Source organism: Rickettsia sp. TH2014 (assembly GCF_019249195.1).
Lineage (GTDB): Bacteria > Pseudomonadota > Alphaproteobacteria > Rickettsiales > Rickettsiaceae > Rickettsia > Rickettsia felis.
On the sequence record NZ_MXAX01000036.1, the window covers coordinates 10,000 to 17,221 of the forward strand.

Here is a 7,222-nt window from a genome sequence, read left to right on the forward strand (position 1 = left end):
GAGATTGCCACGCTCCTTTCAGTCGCTCGCAATGACGTATTACTTCTTCCATCTATTATGAAACCAAAACCACTGAGAAGGATTTTGCTTAACCCATTCTCCTAACATTTGATTAATATTAAGCATAATATTATAGCAATCGGCTTTATTATCGCCGGTTTGCTTAAAACTCAATTGCGGGTGAACTATTACTTTAAAATAACTGCCTTTAGTTCTAATGATTTGGCAAGGTATAATTGGATATTTATACTGCAAAGCAATTTTAGCTATGGCGTTTGCAGTCATAGCAGGATGTCCTAAAAAAGGCACTTCAATTCCATCGTTCATTTTTTGATCAACAAGCATAACAATAGATTCTCTCTCCTTGATAGCCCTAACTAAAGCTCTGCTACCGTCAGGCCCTTTCGGTATAAGCCTCAATTTATCACTAGCTCGACTTTCATTAATTAGCTTATTAACATACGGGTTATTTGCTTTACGATAAATTACGGCAAATTTCGGATAAGATGTATGCAGAAGATTAAGACCGATATCCCAATTAGCAAAGTGACCGCTAAATAATAAAAAGGGTTGCTCTCCTAGCTTTTTAATATTCTCAATACCTATTATCTCGGCTCTATTTTCTAACTCGGTTTCACTCATTTTATTAACATAAGCACTCTCGCCTATAAATCTGCCGAAATTATCCCAAGTTTGATCTATGATTTTTTGGGCATCACACATATCGCCGAATACTGCTTTAATATTTCGTCTAGCAATTTTATTAACGGCGAATAATATACCGGCTTTTCTTGCTATAAAACTACAAATATCTGCTGCTTTATCTATACCGAATATTCCTATTACTTTTAGGAATATAACGACGATAAAATACTCAATTAAATATCTGAGCTTTTTTAAAAATTTTTTCATTTAATAAATCAGGATTGTTTATAGATAGTTCTACATCTAAACAAGTAATATCATTATAGCTAAATTCACTGAACTTAACATAATCTTTTCGTGTAGTAATTAAGGTAGCATCATGCTCTTTAGCTACTGAATATAAATTTTCTAAATCTGCTTGTAAATAATTATAATGATCAGGAAAAATTTTATGTCCTACTATATTAAGCTCATAATTTTCTAAAGTTGAAAAGAAACGCTCAGGATTACCGATGCCGCTAAAAGCAAAGTAGTTTTTAGTTTTATCTATATTGGTTGAGGGAACTATTTGAGCATTTATTAGCTTATCAATATAAGGAGTTAAAATATTCGGTATTTTATCATTGGTGTTACTGACTAAACAAATTAAATCAGCTGCATCAAGGGCTTTATTTGGATATTGTCTTAAAGGTCCTGCCGGAATGAGAAAACCGTTACCGAAAAGCCTTTGGCTGTCTACTAAGACTATAGTAAAATCCTTATGAAAATGAGGATTTTGTAGAAAATCATCAACTATTATTATATCAGGTTTAAGCTCATTAATTAACGGCAAAATCTCTTTAATATTTTTAGTAGCAATGACTGTACCGTACTTTGCAAGGATTATAGACTCGTCTCCTGCATCTAAAACATTATGACTTGCATTTACAATAGCTGGGTTTTTAAGTTTACTACCATAACCCTTAGTTACTATCACAAAGCTCACATTTCTAGCGTTTAATAATTTGGCTAGATATATTACTATTTGCGTCTTACCCGTACCCCCTACGCTACAATTACCGACACAAATAACTTTGGCAGGAAACATAATAGGACGTGCTAGACTAGCTCGTAAATAGCCCAAAAATTGATATATTAAACTTACCGGCAAAAGCAAATAAGCTATAATATTTCGCTTCTGCCAAAATTCAGGATATAAAAGTTTGATCATAGTTAATGTATATCATGTTAATAGTGGTTTTGTTGTATGGCTCGAAAATCGTCATTGCGAGCGACCATAGGGAGCGCGGCAATCCAGCAATAAATTTTATAGCATTTTTTACTAGATTGCTTCGTCAATTACTTCGTAATTTCCTCGCAATGACAGAACAATCAACATTTACGACAATTAAAAATAAAGTCAAGCGGATTGATTGCTTTGTTATCTAGTAGAATTTCAAAATGCAAATGCTCACCCGTAGCATTACCGGTTTTTCCTTGTATACCGATAAATTGACCTCGCTTAATTTTACTTCCTTCCTTAACTGACATTTCTTTTAAATGAGCATATTTCGTAACCAATTTACGTCCATGTTTAATCTCAACAAAATTCCCGTAGTCAGGTGCTCTTGCTACTTTTATAACAATTCCACTTGCTGCCGCAAATACCTGTGCTGCTTTTTTAGCTTGTAAATCAATACCGCTATGGAAGCATTTCTTTTTTCTTTTCTTTTTATGAGGACTTTTCCTAGTTCCGTAATGGCTAGTAATTTTCGGCTCATATTCCGGCATCATAAGCGGTATTGTACTAATTATTTTATCAAGCTTGGTTAATTCCGAGATATTATTCCTATGAGTTTGTTTTTTTGCAAAATAGCTAGCTTCCGGTTTAGAGAGAAACTTATATTTTGAATTTAGTTTTGTTACAACTGCTTTTATATCAGCTATTTTTATTTCTGCAGCTTTATTAAATTCTGCCGGATTTTTATTATGGAATTTTTGTAAAAAAATCTTATTTTGCTTAGGGTTATTAATTATCAAACCTAAGTTTTTTGCATATATACATTTGCTATTTTTGTTTGTTAAATCATACTGTACTACTAAATCCGCATGGTTGATTTTATATTTTTGCTTTAATTGAGATGAAGTGGTAGAAAGTAACGTAATGTCGCTAGATTCTTTAATACTGCTGCAACCTTGAACAAGAAAAACTATAAACAGTAAAAAGATATATTTTTGAAAAGACATTAAAAATAAATATACGTAAATTTCAAGTTTAAAATATCGCTTAAATATTCTGTTAATTTCTTCATACCCCCTTTTATATTTGGAGGATTAATTAACATTAACCCACACTTTACCATATTTTTATCACTATTTAAAAGCTCATATTCAATAATTATAGTTTCTTTAAATCCGATATTCTTGTAGTTGTGGTAAAAATCACGGACTAAAGGTAAATCTTTTATAGGATACCAAATTAAGACGGGATTATTAAGAACTCGTAGCTTAATTTTTTTAAGTGCTTCAAGTAATTTTTGAAACTCGTTTTTGACCTCAAAAGGCGGATCAAGAAAAATTAACCCTCTATTCTCTTTAAATGGTAGAAAAGCTTTAATAGCATTATAAGCATCTATGTTGTGAGCATTAGTCGGTAATAGTTGTTTTAGGCTCAAATAATCGCTTGGATGAAGCTCGCAGGCAATTAAGCGATCATCCGGTCTTAATAATTGTTTAATTATAAAAGGCGAACCTGGGTAGTGATTTTCTCCTGCTAGGTTTACTATATTTAAGAAAGTTTGTAAGAGTAGAGGGATGGGATTGGTAGCCTGAAGTAGCTTATTAATACCTGTATCGCATTCTAGAGTTTTAGAAGCCGCTTCTGATCTTAAATCGTAAAGACCAGGACCCGCAAAAGCATCTAAAACTGCAAAAGGTTTTTCTTTTTTCTTGAGCTGTTCTAAGACGCTAATTAGCACTAAATGTTTGACTATATCGGCAAAATTGCCTGCATGATAAATATGACGATAGTTCAAAATTATAAACCATATTTCTTTTTTAATAATTCTACTGCTTCTTCTGAAGTAAGTAATTTATCACTTTTATTATTGCTTCTTGCTAAAGCAATTTCTGCATCTTCTCTATCTTCTTTTAATTCGCGTAAATAATTTTTAATTACCGCTTGTGCTAATTGAGCTTTATTAACCATAAAACTAGTCATTTATTAAATTCATAATTAAGTTAATCATTAATTCTTTCTGTATAGGATCGCTTTCTGCAATAAGCAATGCTAGTGATGTCATAACACTTATTCCAATATTTTTTAATCAAATTTTTGCTTTTGTAAGATAAAGTAAAAAAGTAAGCAACCTATTCTTTTATTACCGTCACTAAATGGATGATCTTTTATTAGAAAATATAACAAATGAACAGCTTTTTCTTCTGCCGAGTTATATAAAGATTTACTGTTAAAAGTTTGATCAATATTACCTAATATTCCTTTAAAACTATTGTCTCTTTCAGCTCCAAATAAATTACTTATTTCCACATTTTCTTGCTTTCCTAATTCTTGCTTTAGCTTTTTAATTGCTTCTAAAGACTCTTGATAACCTAGTAATTCATTAGTGTCTGACTGTAATTGTGTCGGTGGATTTAATTTGTCTTCATCATATTTAACTAATAACTCCCATGTTTTAGAGTAATTCCTTATAAGATTAATTAATTCTTGTCCTGTACTATTTACTAAGTTTTGATTTATCAAAGTATTTGTTAAAAGTTCTACCGTTTGTTGTAGATTATTTAATTTCTTTTGAGTAATTTTATCTTGATTAATACTATAACCTTTAATGAGATATTATTTAAGTTAGTTAGTAGCCATTTTCTAAAAGCTATACCTCTCTTAGAATTTACCCTATATCCTACTGATGTTATTGCATCTAAATTGTAGTATTCTACTTGGTATGTTTTACCGCCAGCGGCAGTTGTTGTAAAAAATGCAACAACTGCTTCCTCTGCTAATGCTTGCTCTTTAAATATATTCTTTAGATGTCTTAAAACTACTGATTTAACTCGGGCAAATAATTCTGCTATTTGATTTAAAGAAAGTCAAACTGTTTCATCTGTTATCTTAACCTCAACATTAACTTCCCCATGTTCATCTTGATAAATTACTAACTGACTTTCTATTTCTTTGTTCATTAGTGCTTATTCCTCTAGATATGCTTTACCGTTGGCATCAATTGTTGCAGAATATGCAACAGTTACTTTTCCTAAACATTTTTTATGAGAGCACACCATTCTTCTTCATCAATAATTTTAATATTAAGCTCTTTAGCTTTTTTAAGCTTACTGCCTGCATCAAGGCCCGCTATTACTAAATCCGTGTTAGACGATACGCTAGCTGCGACTTTAGCTCCAAGCTTCTCAGCCATTGCTTTAGCTTCCGCTCTAGATATCGTCGGTAAGCTACCGGTAAACACCACTATCTTATCTGTTAAACTACTTTGTTCTCTGGTCTCTTTATAATCTTCAATATTGAATACTTCACCAAGTTTTTTGATAAGCTGGGTATTTTCTTTAATATCAAAAAAATCAATAATATCTACTAGAATCTTATCGCCGATACCCTCTAAATCATTTAATTTCTGATAAATATCAAGATCATTTTTACTAAGCAATTCCATTTGAGCTATAAAATTAGCATAGCTGCTAAATTCTCTAGCAAGCAATTTAGCGTTTTGTTCACCGATATGCCTTATACCTAGAGCGTATATGAATCTTGGCAAACTAACGTTCTTTGATTTCTCGATATTTTTAAAAAGATTCTCTACTGATTTTTTGCCCCACCCATCCATATTTTCAAGTTTTACTAAGCTAGAATCATTTTTTTCTTTTAAAAAGAATATATCGAGTGGATTGCTAATTAATCCCTTATCTATTAAAAACTCAACTTGCTTACGTCCAAGCCCTTCAATATCCATAGCGTTTTTCGATACAAAATGACGGATACGCTCATAATTCTGAGCAGGACAATTAAGACCGTTATCACAGCGTATAATAATATCTTCAGGCACATAATGCAACTTAGAATTGCATGAGGGGCAAAATAAAGGAGTATCAAACGGCATGGTATCATTAGGACGTTTTCGAGTATCAACTCCCATGATTTTAGGTATGACGTCACCGGCACGCTGCAAGAACACATAATCGCCGATACGTACATCTTTTCGCATGATTTCTTGGAAATTATGTAATGTTGCTCTGCTAACAACTACCCCGCCTATTTCTATAGGCTCAAGCTCGGCTACCGGCGTTAACGTACCGGTTCTGCCTACTTGTACAGTGATAGAGAGCAGCTTTGTTTGTCCTATTATAGCAGGAAATTTATGAGCGGTAGCAAATCTTGGAGATCTAGCAATAAACCCCATTCTATTTTGCAGTACAAAATCATTTAGCTTATATACTACCCCGTCAATTTCATAAGGTAGACTTTCTCGATTTGTTTTTAAATACTCGTAAAAAGCAAAAATTTCTTTTTCGGAATTTGCCAATTTAGATATTTCGTTAACGCTAAAGCCAAGCTCTTTTAATTTTGTAAGTAACCCATCTTGTGAAGAAGCAAGATGCTGTTCAGTTACCCCTCCTGAATAGACAAAATATTTGAGAGGTCTTTGAGCCGTAATAGAAGCATCAAGCTGACGAAGCGAACCGGCCGCAGCATTACGGGGATTAGCAAATTTATCTCTGCCCTGCTCTTCTTGTTCTTCATTTAGGTTTAAAAAATCTTGTTTTTCAATATAAATCTCCCCTCGTGCTTCTAAAAACTCCGGAGCATTATCTATTTTATGAGGAAAGTTTTTGATTGTTTTGATATTTGCCGTTATGTCTTCACCAACATATCCATCACCTCTTGTAGCTCCCGTTGTAAGCAGCCCGTTTTTATAAATAGCAGAAAAAGACAAGCCGTCTATTTTAGGCTCACAAAAAATAGGAGCAAACTCATCAAGGCGTAAGAAATTTTTAATACGCTCTACAAAATCTCTTACATCCTGCTCATCAAAGCTATTGCTAAGAGATAACATCGGCACTTGATGCGTAATTTTAGCAAATTTGTTTGTTATTTTAACCCCTACTTTCTTGCTAGGGCTATCTTCTAACACTAAATGAGGAAATTTCTGCTCTAACTTGAGATTAGTATTAAATAGCTGATCATACTCGGCATCTGAAACTAAAGGATTATCTTCTATATAATAAGCATGATTATACGCTGCTATTTTATCTGCTAATTCTTCTAATAATTTTTTTGCTTCTTCTTCAGATATTAAATCAATATTTTCCATTAGTAGTTCATACTTTTATTTTAATTTACAATCAATTCCAATTCCTAAAATTTTTATTTTCTTCAAAATCGTTAATTGCTCGTTTTAGTCTTTCAGCATTTTTAGGACTTTTTAACAAATATAAAGTTTCCTCTATAGCATTATGATCTTCAAGCGACATAATAGCTACCGATTTTTGTTTTTTATCTGCAATCACTGAAGCGTGATCTGCAACCTTTTCCGGTCATGCATCCATATTGCAGTTATGCCTATTAAAAAGC

At 32.5% G+C, this 7,222-nt stretch carries 9 protein-coding genes; all 9 read right to left on the reverse strand.

The window, feature by feature from the left end; translation table 11 throughout:
• Positions 1-39: 39 nt before the first annotated feature.
• The 9 genes from KYQ89_RS00480 to KYQ89_RS00520 all read right to left on the reverse strand — a co-directional run bounded on the left by KYQ89_RS00480 (position 40) and on the right by KYQ89_RS00520 (position 7,158).
• Complete coding sequence (locus tag KYQ89_RS00480; protein ID WP_218459847.1) at positions 40-912, reverse strand: lipid A biosynthesis lauroyl acyltransferase; 873 nt, start codon at positions 910-912, stop codon at positions 40-42.
• A complete protein-coding gene (lpxK, locus tag KYQ89_RS00485; protein ID WP_218459849.1) occupies positions 875-1,855 on the reverse strand; it encodes a tetraacyldisaccharide 4'-kinase in 981 nt (326 codons plus the stop codon). The genes KYQ89_RS00480 and lpxK overlap by 38 nt, the downstream gene beginning before the upstream one ends.
• A 161-nt stretch (positions 1,856-2,016) precedes the next feature.
• The gene (locus KYQ89_RS00490) at positions 2,017-2,871 is read right to left on the reverse strand and encodes a M23 family metallopeptidase (protein ID WP_218459851.1); all 855 of its coding nucleotides are present in this window, start codon (positions 2,869-2,871) and stop codon (positions 2,017-2,019) included.
• Complete coding sequence (gene rlmJ, locus KYQ89_RS00495) at positions 2,871-3,659, reverse strand: 23S rRNA (adenine(2030)-N(6))-methyltransferase RlmJ (RefSeq protein ID WP_218459852.1); 789 nt, start codon at positions 3,657-3,659, stop codon at positions 2,871-2,873. The genes KYQ89_RS00490 and rlmJ overlap by 1 nt, the downstream gene beginning before the upstream one ends.
• 2 nt (positions 3,660-3,661) lie before the next feature.
• Entirely contained in the window at positions 3,662-3,844 is a 183-nt protein-coding gene (locus KYQ89_RS00500; RefSeq protein WP_218459853.1) for a hypothetical protein, read from the reverse strand.
• A gap of 102 nt (positions 3,845-3,946) precedes the next feature.
• Positions 3,947-4,384, reverse strand: coding sequence for a Fic family protein (locus tag KYQ89_RS00505; protein WP_218459854.1), 438 nt, complete (start codon positions 4,382-4,384; stop codon positions 3,947-3,949).
• A gap of 38 nt (positions 4,385-4,422) precedes the next feature.
• Positions 4,423-4,713: a RhuM family protein gene (gene rhuM / locus KYQ89_RS08155; RefSeq protein ID WP_371920380.1), complete on the reverse strand. Its 291-nt coding sequence runs from the start codon at positions 4,711-4,713 to the stop codon at positions 4,423-4,425.
• Positions 4,714-4,892: 179 nt separating this feature from the next.
• Positions 4,893-6,962 carry an NAD-dependent DNA ligase LigA gene (gene ligA / locus KYQ89_RS00515; protein ID WP_218459855.1) on the reverse strand — a complete coding sequence of 690 codons (2,070 nt, stop codon included), beginning with the start codon at positions 6,960-6,962 and terminating at the stop codon, positions 4,893-4,895.
• Between the two features lie 31 nt (positions 6,963-6,993).
• Positions 6,994-7,158, reverse strand: a complete 165-nt coding sequence (locus KYQ89_RS00520) for a type II toxin-antitoxin system Phd/YefM family antitoxin (RefSeq protein ID WP_218459856.1) — start codon at positions 7,156-7,158, stop codon at positions 6,994-6,996.
• Positions 7,159-7,222 lie beyond the last annotated feature (64 nt).

What these genes read in the sequence shown, in the direction of transcription:
- lpxK (WP_218459849.1), bottom strand. Translation starts at nt 1,855, where the DNA reads ATGATCAAACTTTTATATCCTGAATTTTGGCAGAAGCGAAATATTATA.
- KYQ89_RS00480 (WP_218459847.1), bottom strand. Translation starts at nt 912, where the DNA reads ATGAAAAAATTTTTAAAAAAGCTCAGATATTTAATTGAGTATTTTATC.
- KYQ89_RS00490 (WP_218459851.1), bottom strand. Translation starts at nt 2,871, where the DNA reads ATGTCTTTTCAAAAATATATCTTTTTACTGTTTATAGTTTTTCTTGTT.
- ligA (WP_218459855.1), bottom strand. Translation starts at nt 6,962, where the DNA reads ATGGAAAATATTGATTTAATATCTGAAGAAGAAGCAAAAAAATTATTA.
- KYQ89_RS00500 (WP_218459853.1), bottom strand. Translation starts at nt 3,844, where the DNA reads ATGACTAGTTTTATGGTTAATAAAGCTCAATTAGCACAAGCGGTAATT.